Source organism: Flagellimonas algicola (genome assembly GCF_005937185.1).
Lineage (GTDB): Bacteria > Bacteroidota > Bacteroidia > Flavobacteriales > Flavobacteriaceae > Flagellimonas > Flagellimonas algicola.
Genome location: NZ_VCNI01000002.1, coordinates 1,253,937 through 1,273,339, shown reverse-complemented (window position 1 = coordinate 1,273,339; position 19,403 = coordinate 1,253,937). Strand labels below are relative to the sequence as shown.

The 19,403-nt window shown below is 42.1% G+C and carries 15 protein-coding genes; 6 read left to right on the top strand and 9 right to left on the bottom strand.

The window, feature by feature from the left end; genetic code table 11:
• Positions 1-18 precede the first annotated feature (18 nt).
• On the bottom strand, positions 19-660 hold the full coding sequence (locus FGG15_RS14585; protein ID WP_138837495.1) for a 4'-phosphopantetheinyl transferase family protein: 642 nt from the start codon (positions 658-660) through the stop codon (positions 19-21).
• A 74-nt stretch (positions 661-734) separates the two neighbouring features.
• Here FGG15_RS14585 and ahcY point away from each other — a divergent pair, with 74 nt between their 5' ends.
• Positions 735-2,051: an adenosylhomocysteinase gene (gene ahcY / locus FGG15_RS14580; protein ID WP_138837493.1), complete on the top strand. Its 1,317-nt coding sequence runs from the start codon at positions 735-737 to the stop codon at positions 2,049-2,051.
• 74 nt (positions 2,052-2,125) lie between these two features.
• On the opposite strand, the gene FGG15_RS14575 is transcribed toward ahcY, so the two are convergent.
• The 3 genes from FGG15_RS14575 to FGG15_RS14565 form a co-directional block, all read right to left on the bottom strand.
• On the bottom strand, positions 2,126-4,018 hold the full coding sequence (locus FGG15_RS14575) for a M61 family metallopeptidase (protein ID WP_138838320.1): 1,893 nt from the start codon (positions 4,016-4,018) through the stop codon (positions 2,126-2,128).
• A gap of 85 nt (positions 4,019-4,103) precedes the next feature.
• Positions 4,104-4,859 (bottom strand): LytR/AlgR family response regulator transcription factor, encoded by a 756-nt coding sequence (locus tag FGG15_RS14570; RefSeq protein ID WP_138837491.1) that lies wholly within the window; start codon positions 4,857-4,859, stop codon positions 4,104-4,106.
• Between the two features lies 1 nt (position 4,860).
• Positions 4,861-5,937, bottom strand: a complete 1,077-nt coding sequence (locus tag FGG15_RS14565; protein ID WP_161991974.1) for a sensor histidine kinase — start codon at positions 5,935-5,937, stop codon at positions 4,861-4,863.
• Between the two features lie 250 nt (positions 5,938-6,187).
• Here FGG15_RS14565 and FGG15_RS14560 point away from each other — a divergent pair, with 250 nt between their 5' ends.
• The 3 genes from FGG15_RS14560 (at position 6,188) to FGG15_RS14550 (ending at position 10,314) form a co-directional block, all read left to right on the top strand.
• A complete protein-coding gene (locus FGG15_RS14560; RefSeq protein ID WP_138837487.1) occupies positions 6,188-8,569 on the top strand; it encodes a TonB-dependent receptor in 2,382 nt (793 codons plus the stop codon).
• 130 nt (positions 8,570-8,699) lie between these two features.
• Entirely contained in the window at positions 8,700-9,185 is a 486-nt protein-coding gene (locus tag FGG15_RS14555; protein ID WP_138837485.1) for a DUF1569 domain-containing protein, read from the top strand.
• Positions 9,186-9,201: 16 nt separating this feature from the next.
• Complete coding sequence (locus FGG15_RS14550; protein ID WP_138837482.1) at positions 9,202-10,314, top strand: D-TA family PLP-dependent enzyme; 1,113 nt, start codon at positions 9,202-9,204, stop codon at positions 10,312-10,314.
• Between the two features lie 2 nt (positions 10,315-10,316).
• On the opposite strand, the gene FGG15_RS14545 is transcribed toward FGG15_RS14550, so the two are convergent.
• The 5 genes from FGG15_RS14545 to FGG15_RS14525 form a co-directional block, all read right to left on the bottom strand.
• Entirely contained in the window at positions 10,317-11,339 is a 1,023-nt protein-coding gene (locus tag FGG15_RS14545; protein ID WP_138837480.1) for a phytase, read from the bottom strand.
• A gap of 61 nt (positions 11,340-11,400) precedes the next feature.
• The gene (locus FGG15_RS14540; protein WP_138837478.1) at positions 11,401-14,211 is read right to left on the bottom strand and encodes a TonB-dependent receptor; all 2,811 of its coding nucleotides are present in this window, start codon (positions 14,209-14,211) and stop codon (positions 11,401-11,403) included.
• 182 nt (positions 14,212-14,393) lie between these two features.
• Complete coding sequence (gene rpmA / locus FGG15_RS14535; protein WP_138837476.1) at positions 14,394-14,654, bottom strand: 50S ribosomal protein L27; 261 nt, start codon at positions 14,652-14,654, stop codon at positions 14,394-14,396.
• 25 nt (positions 14,655-14,679) lie between these two features.
• On the bottom strand, positions 14,680-15,234 hold the full coding sequence (gene rplU / locus FGG15_RS14530) for a 50S ribosomal protein L21 (RefSeq protein ID WP_138837474.1): 555 nt from the start codon (positions 15,232-15,234) through the stop codon (positions 14,680-14,682).
• 101 nt (positions 15,235-15,335) lie between these two features.
• Positions 15,336-15,782, bottom strand: coding sequence for a DUF4199 domain-containing protein (locus tag FGG15_RS14525; protein WP_138837472.1), 447 nt, complete (start codon positions 15,780-15,782; stop codon positions 15,336-15,338).
• A 179-nt stretch (positions 15,783-15,961) separates the two neighbouring features.
• Here FGG15_RS14525 and FGG15_RS14520 point away from each other — a divergent pair, with 179 nt between their 5' ends.
• Positions 15,962-17,284 (top strand): M16 family metallopeptidase, encoded by a 1,323-nt coding sequence (locus FGG15_RS14520; protein WP_138837470.1) that lies wholly within the window; start codon positions 15,962-15,964, stop codon positions 17,282-17,284.
• 1 nt (position 17,285) lies between these two features.
• Positions 17,286-19,358, top strand: coding sequence for a M16 family metallopeptidase (locus tag FGG15_RS14515; protein ID WP_138837468.1), 2,073 nt, complete (start codon positions 17,286-17,288; stop codon positions 19,356-19,358).
• Positions 19,359-19,403 lie beyond the last annotated feature (45 nt).

The following is a 19,403-nucleotide window of genomic DNA, read 5'->3' as shown; positions in this document are numbered from 1 at the left end:
GCTAGTAAAAAGACCCCATCAGTTGCCCATCATTTTGTGCGCAAATACACAAGTGAAACCTTCAAACTCCAAAAATTCAATTCCATAATTGGATTTTTTACCCTTGTAAGCAATTTTGGCTACTGTGCGTTTGTCATCAAAGGCAAAATCCATCACATCAATATGCCTGAGAAAGCTAAGCCCCTGTTCCGCATAAATTTTATATAGGGATTCCTTTGCACCCCAAACAATGGTCAGTTTTCTTATAATGGCTTCGGTATTGGCCAAAGTACGGTATTCTTCCAGCGGCGTAAATTTATGGGCTATCCTAAGAATCTTCTCCCGCTGCATTTCAATATCGATTCCTACTTCGTCCGTTTTGCTCAAAATAATCCCTGTAAAATTTCGGGAATGGGTAATGGAAATATGGTTTCCATCATGCAAATGGGGTTTTCCAAAATCGTCGTAGAACATATCGTGATCCTCATATCCGGCTTCTGCCATTAAGTGCCTGATACTCAAAAAAGCCCTGCGATGAAGTTCTGACTTCATGCCATCTACCCTTTTTTGGCAATGCGGGGTAAGTTTTACGCCTTTGGAAAGTTCATCTTCCGGTTCGGTGACCTTCCAAACATATACGGATGTTGTGGGTGAAATGGGTATGGTTTTATATAATGGCACGACTATTAGTTAGGTGATTTCGTATCTTTGCTGACTGTTAGAGCTAAGCTACATAAAGTTAATTAAAATAAAAGATGAGCACAAAGACAATTCCCTATGTACCATTTAAGGTAAAAGACATTTCCCTTGCGGATTGGGGGCGAAAAGAAATTGAACTTGCAGAGGCGGAAATGCCAGGTCTTATGGCGTTGCGGGAAGAATACAAGGACGAACAACCATTAAAAGGTTCCCGTATTGCTGGATGCCTACATATGACCATCCAAACTGCTGTTTTGATAGAGACCTTGGTTGAATTGGGTGCCGATGTGACTTGGAGTTCCTGTAATATTTTCTCTACCCAGGATCATGCGGCCGCAGCCATTGCAGCTGCCGGAATTCCTGTTTATGCTTGGAAAGGTATGACCGAGGAAGAATTTGACTGGTGTATAGAACAAACCTTATTCTTTGGAGAGGACAGACAGCCCTTGAACATGATCTTGGATGATGGTGGGGATTTAACCAATATGGTTTTGGATCAATTTCCAGAATTGGCTTCTGGAGTTAAGGGTCTTTCTGAGGAAACCACCACTGGGGTACATCGCTTGTACGATCGGGTCAAGAACGGAACCCTTCCCATGCCTGCCATCAACGTGAACGATTCTGTAACCAAGTCAAAATTTGACAACAAATACGGATGTCGAGAAAGCGCGGTGGACGCCATTAGACGGGCCACAGATACGATGTTGGCTGGAAAACGTGTGGTTGTTGCCGGTTATGGTGATGTTGGCAAAGGAACCGCAGCGTCTTTTAGAGGTGCCGGTGCTATTGTCACTGTAACAGAAATTGATCCTATCTGTGCCTTGCAAGCTTGTATGGACGGATATGAAGTGAAGAAACTGGAAACTGTTGTTGGCAATGCTGATGTGGTTATTACCACCACAGGAAATAAGGACATTATCCGTGAAGAACATTTCCGTGCGTTGAAGGACAAGGCCATTGTGTGTAACATTGGGCACTTTGACAATGAAATTGACATGGCCTGGTTGAATGGCACCTATGGCAATACCAAAGATGAGATCAAGCCGCAAGTGGATAAGTATACCATTGATGGCAAAGACGTTATTGTTTTGGCTGAAGGACGATTGGTCAACTTGGGTTGTGCAACAGGGCATCCAAGTTTTGTTATGAGTAATTCGTTTACCAACCAGACATTGGCCCAAATTGAGTTATGGAAACACAGTGATAAATACGGTAACGAAGTATATATGCTGCCCAAGCATTTGGACGAAAAAGTGGCAAAATTGCACCTTTCCAGATTGGGAGCGGAGCTTACAGAACTTAGGGAGGATCAAGCAGAATATATTGGTGTTACAGTTCAAGGCCCCTATAAACCAGAATATTATAGATACTAGACCTTTTAAGGTATCGTCAAATAAATAAAAGGCCCCAACATATGTTGGGGCCTTTTTTATCTAGAAAAGTGTTCCTATCCCTTTAACCAAGCATTCCTCAGTTCTTTCTGGGGTTTGGTTGCTTCTGGATTTTCCAATAATGTTTTGGCTTTCGTATAAGAAGGTGTGGTAGTGGTATTTATCAAAACTTCCTCTCCTTCGCGTAAAAGTACTACTTCTATTTCCTTACCAGGTTTCCATGAAAACACCTCACCAAAAACTTGGTTTGCATTGGCCAGGTTTACCTCCGTACCATTGATTGATTTGAACAAATCATTGGGTTGCGCCCCATTCTCGGTCCAGAAACTGTTGTTGGTCACCAAATCATTAAACTTGATTCCACCCTTTTCACGATCGGCACCAACAATCAAGTTCCCCGCATTTTGAATATAATTGGTCTCAACCTTGGCTTCTCCAAAATGAAGTCCCACTTTTTCAAAGAATGCATCATAATCAATGGGCGTTGTGCCCTTTACATGAGTGGTCAAGAATTCTCCAACAGCAGGGTATGTCATAGCTGTAATTTCAGCAACCAGGTTATCATCTGCAAAAGGTCTGTTTTTGCCATACTTTGTGGATAATTCTGCCAGTAGGGAGCGAAGACTTCGCTGACCATTACTGTTCTCCCGCATTAAAATATCAACACACATCCCTATAAGCGCTCCTTTGAGATACACATTGGCATAGTTTTCTTTGTATGGACTTTCCAATATGTTCTCACTCATTTGGGTAAAACTCATGGAATCATCATAGTTGGATCGGGAGCCATTTATTTTTTGGGTCGTTCTGGAAAAGTACTCAGGTTCGTCTATCAATCCTTCATACACCTGAAAATGCTGCGCAAAATATTCGGTTACCCCTTCATAAAGCCATAAATGCTTGCTAAAAGTAGGTTCGTTGTAATCAAAGTAATGAACATCTTCTGAATGGACCGATAAGGGAGTTACAATATGAAAAAACTCGTGCGCCACCACATCAATCATGGACTCTGCCAAAGCCTCTGGTTGCATATTTTCGGGAAGCACAACCACAGTTGAAGTGTGGTGTTCCAAAGCTCCAAATCCTTTTGGTGAATCTTCTTTGTCAGTATCTGACAGGTAAAGCAGAACGTCGTAACGGGGGGTACTGTCCAAGTCGCCCAAATATTCTTTCTGGGCCAACATCATTTTATGGACTGTTTCCTTTATCTCTTTGGCGGTATGCACTCCATTAGGTGAGAAAACGCTTAATACAATTTTGATGCCCCCCACCATAAATTCTTCCACTTCAGTTTCTCCGTACATCATGGGATTGTCCGTTACTTCAAAATAACGATTGGCATAAAAAACTGAAGTTTTGGTCTTGCCATCCTCGCTTTGGGAGGTATTGATTTCCTGCAGTGGCGAAGTATAATTAAAAGTATCCGGAGAGGTAATTCCAATCTCGTAGGCGTTGTTTTTTAGTGAATCAAAATAGCCCACAAAGCCATGGAGGTTGAGCATTACCTGTTTAGGCTCAATATTGGTCCCAGAGGGTGAAAATGGCACTTCGGCCCCTATACCACCTTCAATTTCTTGGTCAAAAGTGTCATTGACCCAATAGGTTATTTTGTTTAGGTTTTGAGCGTTGGAGAATACCCATGTATTGGTGTCTTGTTTTGTTCCTGCCAATTCATTACCATCATAATCCATCCCTTTCAGTCCCTCAATATACCTTCCAAAATCGGACACGGCATAGGTTCCTTGAACTACTCTTGGCAATCTGTAGACCACCGTATCACTCACAAACCTTCCCGGGTCAATGGTAACCTGAACTTTGTCGTTCTCAAGGTTCACCAAATCCAATTGGGCCGTAATAGGGTTTTGGGATGCTAAATCATTTGATATGTTCTTGGTTTTGCAAGACATGACAAGTCCTGACAAGATCATCAGTATAAGATACCTTTTCATCATTTTGCGTTTTTTAGATTAATGATAGGCTAAGATAGTTAGAAAAGCTTTCTGATGATGATTAGTAACCCGGAAGGAATATTTGTTACATATCCAACCACTTTTTAAAGTTGGTGGTCCGCTCCCTGGACACAATGACCTGTTCTTCCTCCTTTGGAAGAAGCTTTAGAAGCAAACGACTGTTGAAGTAACTATGGATTTCGACCACTGCTTTGACGGAGACCATGAATTTGCGGTTGATCCTAAAAAAATGAATGGGATTCAATATGTTTTCCAGTTGGTCTATGGTGTATTCAACAGGATAACTCTGCCCGCCATGGGTATACAAACAAATCATCCCTTCGTGCGATTTAAAAAAGGCAATATCCTCCACATTAAATGACCTAAACTGATTGCCCACCTTGACCATAAACCGATGCTTGTACTCCTTATGGAACAATTGCTTGAGATGTTCCAGATTTTCGGTGGAACCTCGGCCATTTTGGGTCACATTTTTTTTGAACTTCTCCAATGCCGTTTTCAAATCGGACTTAACAATGGGCTTAAGCAAATAATCCACCCCATTGTATTTAAATCCGCGTATGGCAAACTCATTGTAGGCCGTTGTAAAAATTACTGGGGGATGATCCTCCATCCCATCCAAAATGTCAAATCCGTAACCATCGTTGAGCTGAATATCCAAAAAAACAAGGTCAGGGAGTGCGTTCGATTTAAACCATCTAGATCCTGCTTCCACAGAGTTGATGTTGGCCAAGATTTCAATCTCCGGGGCCAGCTCTCCCACCAATTTGGTCAATCTTTTGGACGCAAATTCCTCATCCTCTACAATAACTGCCTTCATATTAAGATATAGCTATCAGATTCATGTCCGTAACTTCCTTATCCAATAAGGGAATGATCACTTCAAAAAAATCAGCCTCTTCTCGGACCAAAACCTGTTTATTGGTATAGTAAGAATATCGCTTTTTAATGTTTTTCAACCCCAATTGGGTGGTTTCTTCCTTAAGTTTTCTTTTCCTAAGGTTATTCCTAACTGTCAAAGCATCATTGCCAATGGTTGAAATCTGAATTTCCAAAGGCTTTTCCTTACTGTAGTAGTTGTGCTTGAGGGCATTTTCCACCAGCATTTGGACCGATAAGGTTGGTATAAGAAATTGTTCCGATGTTTTTTGGATTTCCGATTTAATGACCACCGCATCCCGGTGTCTTATGTTCATCATAAAGACAAAGGCATCCAAAAAACCCAATTCTTTTTTTAAACTCACCAAATCCCGCTCCCGATGATCCAAAATATAGCGATAACTGGATGCCAATCGGGTCACAAAGTCGGAGGCCAAATCCCGGTCTTCGTACATCAAAGAGGTAAGCGTATTTAAACTATTGAACAGAAAGTGAGGGCTTATCTGGTTCTTCAAGGAGCTGTACTTGGAGGCCAGCATTTCCCGCTTTAGGTCTTCCATCTGTTTGGCTAGCTCTTCCCTTTGGGTCATGGAAAAATGGAACATATTAAAGAAAATAACGGTCAAGCCCAGTAAAGTCGCCCTGAAGAAATCGGTAACAAATTCCACATGTGGAGGGTCATCACAAATAATTCCCCATCGCTCCCTAAAGGCAAACAAGCCCAAATAATATATCAAAGCAGTTACCGGAGCCAACAATGCCATATTTTTTCCTATAATGATCAGACTGCTTTTAAAATCAAGCCCTCCTTTCAAACGTTGTTTTCTAAGCAGCCAATCGTTGGTCTCCCAGGTAAACATAAACAGGAAAAATGCGGTGACATAATAGAAAATGCTTGTAGGATTGAACAAGCCCTCCACCACATCATCATCCTGTTCCATGGTGGTTTTTATCAAAAAAAAGACCACGTTGATCACCAACAACCGAAACAGTATTTTGTATATCGTCTTTTTCTTCAATGTAAAATCATCTTGGTGTAAAGATACACATGCATGGGGCTTCCCATCGAAATCAACCCATTGAACCGTCAATAATCCCATTGAATTGTCAGGAACCGGACTTATTTGACAAAATGGGAATCAAAACCTCCCCAATAAGCCTTAAGGGATAGAATATCAGTTCAGGAAGCAAATAAGCAATTCACCCATTCGGCCACCAGACAATCCAAAGGATTCCGAGACTTTCGGGGAAACAAAAAATAAACCCATCATGAAAAAAACCATTTTGGCCCTAGCGCTGATGATCTCCTCCTTGGCATTTGCCCAAACCGGAGTTATTAAAGGAGTTGTTTTGGACAAACAGTCTGAAAGCCCATTGGAAGGAGCCACCATAGAGCTTCTCAATGTGGATGTTGCTACAGGAGTTATTACCGATTTTGACGGTCGATTTACCCTAAAAGATGTTCCCATTGGCAGGCAAAGCATCCGAATAAGTTATTTAGGCTACGAGAATTCCTATGTGCCCAATATTGAAGTGACTACGGGCAAGGATGTACAGTTGAACATTACCCTGACTGAGAGTTTCAATACCTTGACCGAAGTGGTGGTGACCTCAAACTCCAACCTGGACAAGCCCAAAAACAAAATGGCCACAGTATCTGCCAGACAATTTGGTATTGAGGAAGTGGGTCGTTTTTCTGGTGGACGGGGAGATATCGGTAGATTGGCCGCTAATTTTGCCGGGGTCTCTGCTCCAGACGACAGTAGAAACGATATCATTATCCGTGGAAATTCCCCCACCGGATTGCTTTGGCGTATTGAAGGAATTCCAGTTCCCAATCCCAATCACTATTCCTCCGCAGGAACAACTGGGGGTCCAGTATCTGCCTTGAATCCCAATATGCTCAAAAATTCGGATTTTATTACTTCGGCATTCCCTGCGGAATATGGCAATGCCATAGGTGGGGTTTTTGATATTGGCTTACGGAACGGGAATACGGACGACTACGAATTCGCAGCCCAAGTAGGTGCGTTTTCCGGGGTGGAAGCCACCGCAGAGGGCCCTCTGGGTGATAAAGGTTCTTTTTTGGTTGCAGGAAGGTATTCGCTTGTCGGTTTGATCGGGTCGGCCGGGGCGGGTACCTCCGCTAACCCAAATTATGGGGATTTCTCCTTCAATCTGAACTTTGGAAAGGGAAAATTGGGAAGTTTATCCCTGTTTGGCATTGGGGGAACTTCGGACATTGAATTTTTGGGTGATAATATTGAGGCCGATGACTTATTCGCTGCAGAAGACGAGGATGCCTATGTGGAATCCGGTTTTGGGGTTATTGGCGTTAAACACACCATTCCCTTCGGGAAAAAATCCTACCTCCGAACCGTTGCTGGGTTTTCCACTTCTTCCAGCAAGTATACTGCAGATCGCTATTTTGAGAAGGACACCCCACAAGAAACCCTTTTGCTGTATACCAAAGATGACGAAAAGGAAAATCGGCTTACATTTTCCACACTTTTCAACTCCAAAATCAATAATAAGATAACCTTCAGAACCGGACTCCAATACGAAAACCTTGCTTTGGATTACAGCAATCAAGATCGTGAGGAGCAGCCAGATCTGGATGGTGATGGTTTTTCCGATTTGGTAACCTTGATAGAAATGGATGAAAGTCTGGCCTTATATCAACCTTTTGCCCAAGGTCAATTTCGACTCTCCAAGAAACTTACCTTGAATGCCGGCCTGCATGGTCTATACAGTGACCTGAACAAGCAATTTGTAATGGAACCAAGGGCAGGACTTAGTTTTGAGGCCAATGACAAACACCGATTCAGTTTGGGTTATGGCTTACATTCCCAAAACAATCCAACACCCATTTTGTTCTTGAATGAAGATACCAATGGTACCCCAGTGCAATCCAATAGGGATTTGGAATTTGTGAGAAGTGCACACTTAGTTTTTGGATATGATGTAAAACTAGGGGATAAATGGCGAGCCAAGCTGGAAGCTTACTACCAAGACATAGACAACGTTCCCGTGGATCGATTTGCTTCCAGCTACTCCACCTTGACCGAGGGAGCCGATTTTGGATTTAGTACAGATGCCATTGACTTGGTCAACAATGGAACCGCTACCAATCAGGGTGTTGAGCTGACCTTGGAAAAGTTCTTTAGCCAGGATTACTATGTGCTGCTGACCTCCTCTTTCTACCAAAGTAAATACACCGGTAGTGATGGTATAGAACGCAACTCTCCTTTCAACAATGGACAGGTTGTCAATTTGCTGGGAGGTAAGGAATGGGCCGTTGGCAAATCCAAAAAGAACAAATTCTTTGCAGATACCCGAATTACATATTCAGGAGGAAGATATTACACCCCAATAGATCTGGAAGCTTCCAGAAATATGGGTTATGAGGTTTTGTTTGATGATTTGGCCTATAGCCAACAATACGACAGCTATTTTAGGTGGGATGTAAAGCTGGGGCTTAAGATAAACAGTAAAAGCAAAAAGCAGTCGCACCAGTTTTATGTGGATATGCAGAACGTGACCAATAAAAGCAACATCTTTTCCAGAAGATACAACAGGCTTAGCAACAATATTGATCGAGAGGACCAAATAGGTTTCTTCCCGGATTTTGGTTATCGTTTTCAGTTTTAGTGTTGAAAAACCCCATGGTAAACCATGGGGTTTTTTATTATTCTTAATTGACTTTAGGTAGCATTCCTTCGAAATAGTAGTAGAGCTTGATGGAATTTCCTAGTTTTATGATGTTATTTAATTTGCCCTATTGGCTAAAGATAAAAAGTCGCACTTGTCCTTTTTAGATCCGGAATTTTCCAAAATAGCATCCTACATTTCACACCGGGATGCCATAAATCCCAAAGTGTCCAAAGTGGATGTTGCCTGGCATTTGGACCATATGCTAAAAACGGTTATTGTGATCTGTAAATCCTTGGAAGCTTCCAAACCAGAGGAATACAAATCCAATTTTAATTTTACCAGGACCGTCATCTACGCTTGGGGTGATTTTCCTAGAGGGGTAGCCAAATCCCCTAGGGTGGTAAGGCCTCCGGATGTTATTCTGACCGAGGACCTCCATCTTCAAATTGCTGCTGCCAAAGAAGGCTTAAAAACAATCCAGGAATTGGATGAAAATGCCCATTTTGATCATCCGTATTTTAGTAAACTAAATAAAAAACAAAGCATACGGTTTTTAAAAATCCACACCAGACATCATTTAAAAATTGTTAGGGACATCATCAAAAAATCGTAGAAAACAAGTTATGCTTATGAATGATCGTTGGTTCGAAATAACAAATGTCAACACGTTGGATTCCCCCTCCATTGCTTTATACAAACAACATTTACAATTCAATATTGGTCATATGATCTCTTTGGTAGATGGCCAAACAGATAGGCTTATGCCGCATATCAAAACAAACAAAATGCCGGAGGTGATGAAAATGCTATTGGCTTCCAACATCTCCAATTTTAAAGCCTCCACCATTTCCGAAGCGGAAATAGCAGCCGAGGTCGGAGCAAAGTCCGTTTTGATCGCGCATCAATTGGTTGGGCCCAAAGTGAACCGTTTTTTGGACTTGAGCCTTCATTTCCCCAATACCGGGTTCTCTACTATCCTAGACTCCATTGAAACCGCGAAAATCTTGAACGAGGAAGCCACCAAAAAAGGGATAAGCGCACATGTATACATTGATGTGAATAACGGCATGAATCGTTCCGGAATAGAGGTCGGTCAAGATTTGTTGGAATTGGCTGCGTTTATTTCAGCTTGCGCTTCTCTTCATTTTATGGGCTTACATGTGTACGATGGGCATTTAAGAGATATTGATTTTAATCAACGAAACCAAAAAATTGAAACAGGACTGGAAGAAGTTTCCCATTATTTTGAGACCTTGAAGCAAGAAAATCCAAAGCTTAAAATGATTTGCGGAGGCACTCCCTCCTTCACCTCCCATCTTCTGGACAAAAGTAGAATTACCAGTCCAGGAACTTGTGTACTTTGGGATCTGGGCTATTCTGAAAAACTTCAGGAACAGGAGTTCAGATATGCTGCTCTTGTGGTTACCCGAATTATTTCCAAACCCACCGAAGGAATCATCACAGTGGATATGGGACATAAATCCGTAGCTCCGGAAAATCCCATTGATAAGCGTATAAAATTCCTTAATCTGAGTGATTATCAACTGCTTTCACAAAGTGAGGAGCATGGCGTGATCAAGGTTTCTGATTGGGATCAATTTCAAATAGGGGATGTACTTTATGGCGTGCCCTACCACATTTGTCCAACCATCAACCTTCATGACGAGGTCTCGGTTATTGATGGTGGACAAAAAGTGGATTCCTGGGAAATTAGCGCTCGAAAGCGAAAGCTCCAGTTTTAATCTTATTCGGGGATTTCCAGAAATCGGGATAAATCGTGATAGTAGAAGTTACGTTCATCGTTCATGGACACAAACAATCCTTTGGGAAAGTTTTTGTTTAAAGGAACTGTAACCACTTCGCAACCATCAGTTTCCAGGGTAGTCAAGTTGACTGCCTTTACAAACGAATTGTCTTTTCTGGAAAAAATATTGAACTCTCCCAACTGCTGGTTGGAGACAATTAAGTAGCCCTCACCATTTGGATACTTTGCTATAGCAATACCTTCAATATCCTCTAAGAAAAGTTGCCCGCCAAAACAGGATAATTCCTCATTTCCCTTGCTGGGTTCCGCATAGTATTTTCTGATACAAACCCCTTCATCCGAATAATAAATGTATCCAAGCTCATCATCCACAGCAATGGCCTCAATCTCTTTTTGTCCACTGAACTTACCAAATTTACGGGCCAACCTTGTTTTAACACTGCCATTGGTAGCCTCCAATGCATATTGATAGAGATATCCATCACTGGGGCCTGTTTTTCTTCCTACCACGGCATACATAGTGGAATCCACGGGAGATTTATACAGGCTTATGCCCATGGGAAGTTTTTCATCAAAAGTGTTGGCATCCTCAAAAACGGGAAAACCTCCTCCATCCAATGGGGTCATATCAGGAACCGAGAACACTCTTATCTGCTGTTTTTCCCTTTCGGTAAAAGCCAAAATGTCAACAAAAGTGGAGTCATTGAGTTTTAAGCCATATTCCACGTCCACATTATTGGGTCTTTGAATATCCAAAATGGATTTATCCTTGATGATCTTCCCATCCAAATCAAAGGCGTAAATGCCTCCGTTGGTTTCTTTGTCTGTTCCAAAAACGATGCTTTTGGAAGCATCTTGGGGATTCACCCAAATGGCAGGATCATCTGTATCATTGACGGTGGTTTCGGTGATCACATCAGGTTTCAGAGGTGGCAACGTGCTTTTGGTGGAACAGGCCACAAAAGTCAAGATGAAAAGAATTGAAAGAATATTGAATTTCATAGAAACAAATTAAGACAAAAGCCGCCCGAAGGGCGGCCTTAAAGACATTTACTTTGGTAGGTTACTTTCTGAACAAGTCGTATTTCAATCCAAACGTTAGACGCTTTTCATAAAACTCCACCTGCTGGGTACGGTTTTCAACACCTTGATAGTACCGCAAAGGTTGATTGGTAAGGTTGTTCAAATCTGCGTATAGTCGCAGGTTTTTGTTAATGGTAAATGAAGCGTTGAGGTCCACAAAGAACTGTTTGTCGTAGTATCTATCTTCAAATGCATTGCCTCCCAGTTCATCTATATAAGCGTCCGAGAAGTTTGTGGACAAACGAATACTGAATTTTTTATCAGCATATCCCAAAGATCCGTTGAACATATTGGGTGCTGTTCCAGGCAGGTCAATATCCTCACGAATTTCATCTCCGTTTCGGATGCCATCCGTAGAAGAAGTCAACAAGGTATAATTAAGATAGACACTAAAGTTTTTGGCGAAACCGGGCAAGAAATCCAATTGTCTCTGGAAAGCGATTTCGGCCCCAAAAATGGAAGCACTATCTCCGTTCAAAGGTTGAAAAAGGTCAAAACCTGTGGCCGTATCCTCAGATAAGGAGACATAGATAAAATCTTTTATGTCTTTGTAAAATATCCCTCCAGATATAATCCCTACGGACTCAAAGTAGTGTTCTGCCACCAAATCAAAGTTCATGGAGGTGGTAGGATCCAACTCGGCATTTCCGGTCTCTACTTCCTCATCCTCATTGATAACATTACGGAAGGGTACCAAATCCACATAGTTGGGTCGGGCAATGGTGTTGGTCCAAGCAAAACGCAATACGGTGTTGTTGCTGGGATTGTATTTGAAGTGCACGCCTGGCAAGAAGTTGGTATAGGAACTTTCATCCCTGATCTGGTTAAAGCTGTCAAAATCGCCCTCGTCATCAAAAATAACCTCATTCCCCAAGCTGTTGATTTTGGTGTTTTCCACTCGAAGACCTGCCAACACGGACAACTTATCTGATAGTTTTTGGTTGGTCATCACATAACCTGCGTAAACTTTCTCGTCCACATCATAATTTCCGGCCAAAAACTCGTCCTGAACGGAAGTGGTGTCGAATAGGGTGTTATCTGAAAAATTTAAGTCCCCTAAAAATTCCGGTGAAATAAAATTGCCGGAAGCATATTGGCTTCCCGCCAAGAAATCAGATTTAGTTTGATCCTGTGTATCCACATCTGCTAAAGTTTCAAATCCGGTGATAGGTTCTGCTTCAGTAAAATCATTGTCGCGCACCTTATTTTTGGATTTGTATCTTCCTCCAAACTTCAGCGTTCCATCCCCGGCTCCAAAAATGTCCAAAGGCAATTCAAAGTTCAAGAAGGCGTTAACATCTTCTTCTTCCGTAAACTGGTTTTCTTCGGTAAACTCTCTCAATTCAAAATTGGCCAAAGTGGCGTCCGTTGCGTTTGAGGGTCTAAAGGATGGGTATCTAGGGTTGTTCAAATCTGCGTTGATTCCAATGGCATTACCAATTTCATATTCGGCATATCTTTCGTTGGGACGTTCTTCGGATGCTTTGGCAAAAGATCCCATCCAATCCATTTTTAGACTTCCAAACAAATGGTTTCCCCCAACACTATAGTTCTGCATGCGTTGGTCTTCCAAACGTGTGTTTTTGATTCGACCACCAGGAATTCCTCCTTTGGTCTGTCTTCGGATTTCACCTTCGTAACCCACTATGTTTTCGGTTCCATCAGCAAAAACCGGCTCAATGCTCCTAAAACGTAAGCGGAATCTGTTTTCGCGGTCATCCCTCCAATTGTACATGGTTTTAATGAAAACAGTGTTGTTGGCATCAAAGGCATAATCCACATTGGCGGAAAAACTTCTGCGAATACGTTGTACCAGATAGGTTCTGATATCAGATTCCTCCACAAAAGGATTCACATCAATATCTTCCTCGGTAATCGGGCTTTCGGCTTCATTGACCCATTCCGCCTCCACATTGTCAGAACCAAAGTCAACATTGTTATAGGAGGCCGCAACCATCCAACCAAACTTTTTGTTTTTGGAGCGGTCACCCAATAAAAAACTACCATTATATATAGGTTCATCATTGATCAAGCTAACCCCAGACCCCAAAGTTGCAGACAATCTGAAACTCTGCGGGGACGAACGGGTAACCAAGTTGACCGATCCTCCAAGGGCATCACCATCCATATCTGGAGTCACTGCCTTGTTCACTTCAATGGTTTGGATCATATCTGAAGGAATTAGGTCCATCTGTACATTTCGGTTGTCACCTTCGGCAGATGGAATTCGGCTACCGTTTAATGTTACGGAGTTTAACTGGGGAGCCAATCCGCGAACAATTACATTTCTAGCCTCTCCTTGATCCACCTGCATAGTGATTCCAGGGATTCGCTTAACGGCATCTCCAATATTGGCATCAGGGAATTTTCCAATTTGATCTGTGGAGACCACATTGGTGATGTTCAAGTTGGTTTTTTGCGTATTCAACGCCTTGGCTTGGCCGCTTAATCCGTATGCCGACACCTGTACTTCCTGTAACTCTACATTACTGGGGTTCATAATAAGGCTTACTACGGTAGTTTCGCCAGCTACAACATTCACATCTTGCTGAATGGGGGCATAGCCCAGATACGAAATTTGCATGTTGTGGGTCCCCTCTGGCACATTGACCAGAGTGAATTTGCCATCAAAATCTGTAATGGCTCCCTTGCCCAAGTCTGAAATGAGCACATTGGCACCAGGTACATAAATCCCATTTTCATCGGAAATAATTCCTTGAATATTTCCTGTTTGGGCATAAAAGGATAGCGGAATAAAAATCAGGGTAAAAAACTGTAAATACTTCTTCATTTTCTAAGTGGTTGATTCAGACCACAAAGAAATTGGATATCGCTGGAAAAGGGGGTTAGCTAATTTTTAAGAATACGTAATATTTAGCGCTTGTAAGGAAGCAATTTAAATTGACTTAACACTGGGCTAACAAAAAACCCCCACTTAGTAGTGAGGGTTTGTTCATTTTTTTACCTAAAGTGTTATGCTTCAAAAGGCTCTATGGAAACAAATGATTTTCCACCCGCTTTTTTCTGAAACTTAACAATACCATCTACTTTGGCATGTAGGGTATGGTCTTTACTGGCATATACATTTTCACCAGGATTGTGTTTGGTACCACGTTGTCTAACAATGATGTTACCGGCAACAGCGGCCTGTCCACCAAAAATCTTTACGCCAAGGCGTTTCGATTCTGATTCTCTACCGTTTTTTGAACTACCTACACCTTTCTTATGTGCCATGATATATAAATTTTAGTTCTTTATCTTATTTGTTAAGCGCTGCGATTAAATCCGCTTTCTTCATGGAAGAAATACCTGCAATTCCTTTTGCCTTGGCCATTTCTTTCAACTCTGCTACCGTTTTGGTGCTCAAATCCTCAGCTGCCTTTTTAGGCGCTGCTTTCTTTGGAGCTGCTTTTTTAGGAGCTTCCGCTTTTACGGCTGCTTTTTTGGGTTCAGCAGCTGGCTTTTCTGCCTTTGCTTTGGCCGGAGCAGCTTTCTTGGCTCCCTTGGCTACAATCCCTTCTACAACAATTTCGGTCAAGGACTGTCTGTGACCGTTTTTAACACGGTATCCTTTACGTCTTTTCTTTTTAAAGACGATTACCTTATCTCCTTTTAGGTGCTTAACTACTTTGGCTTCAACAGCCGCACCTTCTATGACTGGGGCGCCAACAGTTACGTTACCTCCGTCATCCAAAAGAAGAACTTTATCAAAAGTTACTTTTTTACCTTCCTCGGTCTGCAAACGGTGAACGTACACTTTCTGGTCTTTTGCAACTTTAAACTGCTGCCCTGCCATCTCTACAATTGCGTACATAATGCGTTAATTAGAATATTTTACTTTCGCGTTGCTAAAATTAGCGGGTGCAAATATACTGCTAAATCCTTAATCTACAAGTAATCTTGGGGCAATTCCCATTATTTTTTAAGATTGTTGGAAGTTTTGAACAACTGCATAAAAGATAAGGTAAGAACCAAGGTTGTAGCAAAGCCCATAATAGCAACAGTAAAGAATACGATTCCCTCAAAATTGCTGTAATCCTTGGACCAAACCTCGGAAAGATCACTCAGAAAAGTACTGCTCAGTTCCGTAGAATAAAAAGCAAAGAATATGGTGAACAGCAAAGTGGCGATAAAACCCGTGGTAACCCCGGCCATAAATCCTTTGCCATAGGAAAAAGCCTTCCCTTCACGCATTTTGGTGTATTTGATGGTTTCATAAATACCAAATCCCGTTATAACCCCATTAAAAAGGCTAAAGAATACATTGGTGTGCTTTCCCATCAGGGCCAAAATGAGGAAATACGCCATCAAACAGGCGCTGGTTACGATGCCAAACCGGATTGGGAGGGTGAGATTTTTCATTTTGCTAAATTTTCGGGTGGATCCTTAATTTACTGAATGTTGACGACTTATCCCACAAATTCTTTTCAAAAGACTCTTTGCGAGTCCCAATCATCTTATAACTTTATTCTATATTTAACGTAACATCAATCATAAATTCCGCACTAATCTTTTTAATATACATAAACGCACTATTTGATATGAAACAACATTTTGTATTGGCATTGTTCCTATTCACTGCCGGAAACTTAATGGTAGCCCAACAAGTTTCCTTTGAGGAATATGACCTGGATAATGGGCTACACGTAATCTTACATCAAGATAATTCTGCTCCAGTGGTAACCACTGCTGTAATGTACCATGTGGGTTCCAAAGATGAAGACCCAGAGAAAACCGGGTTTGCCCATTTCTTTGAGCACTTGTTGTTTGAAGGAACCAAAAACATAGAAAGGGGAGAATGGGATAAAATAGTGGCTTCCAATGGAGGTAGCGGAAATGCCAACACATTTCTGGACCGAACCTATTATTACGAAACTTTTCCTTCCAATAGTTTGGAAACCGGGCTTTGGTTGGAATCCGAACGATTGATGCATCCCATTATAGGTCAGATTGGGGTAGACACACAAAAGGAAGTGGTTCAGGAAGAGCGCAGATTGCGTGTGGACAACTCTCCCTATGGAGCATTCTTTGAGGTATTGCTAAAAAATCTATACACCAAACATCCGTATCGCTGGGGTGTTATTGGTTCTTTGGACCATTTGGCCAGTGCAACTCTGGAAGATTTTAAGAATTTCAACAAGACGTTCTATGTGCCCAACAATGCCGTTTTAGTGGTTGCTGGGGATTTTGAAACTGCCAAAACAAAACAAATGATCTCGGATTATTTTGGTCCCATCCCAAGAGGGGCCGAAATCCAAAGAAACCAAGTGGTGGAAGATCCCATTGTAAATACCAAAAAAGCAACCTATCACGACCCCAACATTCAAATTCCGGCTATATTGCTTGCTTACAGAACCCCTGGGCAGGCAGAACGTGATGCCTATGTCATTGATATGATTTCTACCTATCTCAGTGATGGGGAAAGTTCCAAGCTTTATAAGAAATTGGTGGATGAGAAGAAAATTGCCCTCCAGATCTTTTCCGTACCCGTTGATGCAGAAGATTATAGTTGTTATGTGGTAGGTGGATTACCGGTTGGTGATAATTCCATTCAGGACATTAAAAATGAGATTGATGCCGAAATTTTGAAGATTCAATCGGAATTGATTTCAGAAAAAGACTATCAGAAGCTGCAGAACAAGTTTGAAAACAATTTTGTCAACGCGAATAGCAGCATCTCAGGAATAGCCAATTCGTTGGCCGAAAACTATATGCTGCGGGACAACACCAATTTAATCAATACCGAAATAGAAATTTACCGCTCCATAACCCGGGAAGAAATTATGGAGGTTGCCAAGAAGTACCTCAAGGTGAACCAAAGAGTGGAGTTAGCGTATTTACCAGAACAAAAAGATGCCAATTAAAATGAAAAAGTATATCGTTTTTTCCGTACTGTCCATGTGCATGGTGTTTTCCTATGCCCAAATAGATCGCAGCAACCCGCCCAAACCTGGGCCAGCTCCAGAGATCAATCTGAAGGAACCTGCAAGGTTTGAGCTGAACAATGGATTAAAAGTGATGGTTGTTGAAAACCATAAACTGCCAAGGGTATCCATGCACCTGACCATTGACAATCCTCCTATTTTGCAAGGAAAAAAGGCTGGTGTTGCCGACCTTACTTCCAGTCTTTTGGGAAAAGGGTCCAAAACCATTTCTAAAGAGGATTTCTATGAGGAAGTCGACTTTTTGGGAGCGAGTATCGGTATCGGTGACCAAAGTGCTTCGGCGAGTTGCTTGTCAAAATACTTTCCAAGAATACTGGAGCTTATGGCAGATGCCGCCCTGAATCCAAATTTTACCCAAGAGGAATTTGACAAGGAAAAAGACCGGATTCTTACCGGGATCAAATCAGAGGAAAAAGATGTATCCGCCATCGCCACAAGGGTACAATTGGCCCTAGCCTATGGTCAAAACCACCCGTATGGGGAAATTACCACGGAAGCTACGGTGAACAGTGTAACCCTAGCAGATGTGGAACAGCATTATCGCTCTTATTTTGTTCCTGCCAATGCCTATTTGGTGATTCTGGGAGATGTGGATTATGAAACGGCCAAGGAACTGGTGACCACCTATTTCACCCCTTGGTCCAAGGCTACCCCACCAACATTTAGTTATGCAAAACCAGCGGATGCCCAATACAACCAAATCAATTTTGTGGACATGCCAAATGCCGTGCAGTCAGAAGTGGCTGTGCAAAATATCACCGAGCTTCAGATGAAGGATGAGGACTATTTGGCCGCACTTCTTGCCAACAGAATTCTAGGAGGGGGTTCCCAGGCTAGGTTGTTCAAAAATCTAAGGGAAGATAAAGCGTATACCTATGGATCATATTCAGGAATCAGGGCCAATAAATATAGTCCCATGCGTTTCAATGCCTATGCCCAGGTTCGGAACGCTGTTACTGACAGTTCCGTGGTGCAAATACTAAAGGAAATAGACAGTATTGGCAAGCATCCTGTTTCCAAGGAGGAGCTGGCCAATGCCAAGGCCAAGTACGCTGGCAATTTCGTTATGGCATTGGAGAAACCTGAAACTGTGGCCAATTATGCCCTAAATATCCAGACAGAGGGTTTGCCTAGCGATTTTTATAAAACGTATTTAGAGCGAATCGATGCCATTACCATAGAAGATGTGCAGAAGGCCGCCCAAAAGTACTTCTCCACCAGCAACGCCCGGATTGTGGTTACCGGTAAAGGCAGTGAAGTCCTTGAAAATCTTGAAAATGTGTCTTTAAACGGCAAAAAAGTGCCTGTGCTATATTACGATGCTTATGCCTCCAAAACAGAAAAGCCTGACTATTCCACTCCGCTACCTGAAGGAGTAACTGTTACATCCATTCTGGAAAAATATATGGAGGCCATTGGAGGTAAATCCAAATTGGAGAATGTGGAATCCTATGCCTTAACCGCTGAAGCCGAAATGCAGGGAATGACTTTGGAACTTGAAATGAAGAAGACCAGCAGCTACCAATTTATGCAGGACATCAAGGTTATGGGCAACTCGGTTCAAAAGCAAGTATTGGACGGTGACAAAGGGTATGCCATGGCTCAAGGTCAACGAAAAGACCTAACTCCAGAGGAAATAGAACGAATAAAGGAGGAATCCGCGGCTTTTCCGGAACTTCATTATCTGGCAGCCGGAAATATTACAGTGGAGGGGATTGAACCTGTGGGAGATAAAAAGGCATACAAGCTAAAAATCACTGAAAACAAGCATTGTTACTATGACGTGGAAACCGGCCTCAAATTGCAAGAAGTGAGTATCGAAGATGTCCAAGGACAAGCCATGACCAATACTTTGGCGTTTGATGATTATCAGGAAGTTTCAGGAATTAAGTTTCCATTCAAGATGACCCAGATATTTGGACCACAGAACTTCGAATTTATGGTCAAGGAAATCAAGGTCAACGAAGGCGTCAGCCCTGCAGATTTTGAGTAAAAACTACGATATCAAAATTTAATAGGACGCTCCATTTTGGGGCGT

Bases quoted from the DNA above. Each gene is read 5' to 3' on its own strand.
- ahcY (WP_138837493.1), top strand. From the start codon at position 735: ATGAGCACAAAGACAATTCCCTATGTACCATTTAAGGTAAAAGACATT.
- FGG15_RS14560 (WP_138837487.1), top strand. From the start codon at position 6,188: ATGAAAAAAACCATTTTGGCCCTAGCGCTGATGATCTCCTCCTTGGCA.
- rplU (WP_138837474.1), bottom strand. From the start codon at position 15,234: ATGTACGCAATTGTAGAGATGGCAGGGCAGCAGTTTAAAGTTGCAAAA.
- FGG15_RS14525 (WP_138837472.1), bottom strand. From the start codon at position 15,782: ATGAAAAATCTCACCCTCCCAATCCGGTTTGGCATCGTAACCAGCGCC.
- FGG15_RS14540 (WP_138837478.1), bottom strand. From the start codon at position 14,211: ATGAAGAAGTATTTACAGTTTTTTACCCTGATTTTTATTCCGCTATCC.
- rpmA (WP_138837476.1), bottom strand. From the start codon at position 14,654: ATGGCACATAAGAAAGGTGTAGGTAGTTCAAAAAACGGTAGAGAATCA.
- FGG15_RS14570 (WP_138837491.1), bottom strand. From the start codon at position 4,859: ATGAAGGCAGTTATTGTAGAGGATGAGGAATTTGCGTCCAAAAGATTG.
- FGG15_RS14520 (WP_138837470.1), top strand. From the start codon at position 15,962: ATGAAACAACATTTTGTATTGGCATTGTTCCTATTCACTGCCGGAAAC.
- FGG15_RS14545 (WP_138837480.1), bottom strand. From the start codon at position 11,339: ATGAAATTCAATATTCTTTCAATTCTTTTCATCTTGACTTTTGTGGCC.
- FGG15_RS14550 (WP_138837482.1), top strand. From the start codon at position 9,202: ATGAATGATCGTTGGTTCGAAATAACAAATGTCAACACGTTGGATTCC.
- FGG15_RS14515 (WP_138837468.1), top strand. From the start codon at position 17,286: ATGAAAAAGTATATCGTTTTTTCCGTACTGTCCATGTGCATGGTGTTT.
- FGG15_RS14575 (WP_138838320.1), bottom strand. From the start codon at position 4,018: ATGAAAAGGTATCTTATACTGATGATCTTGTCAGGACTTGTCATGTCT.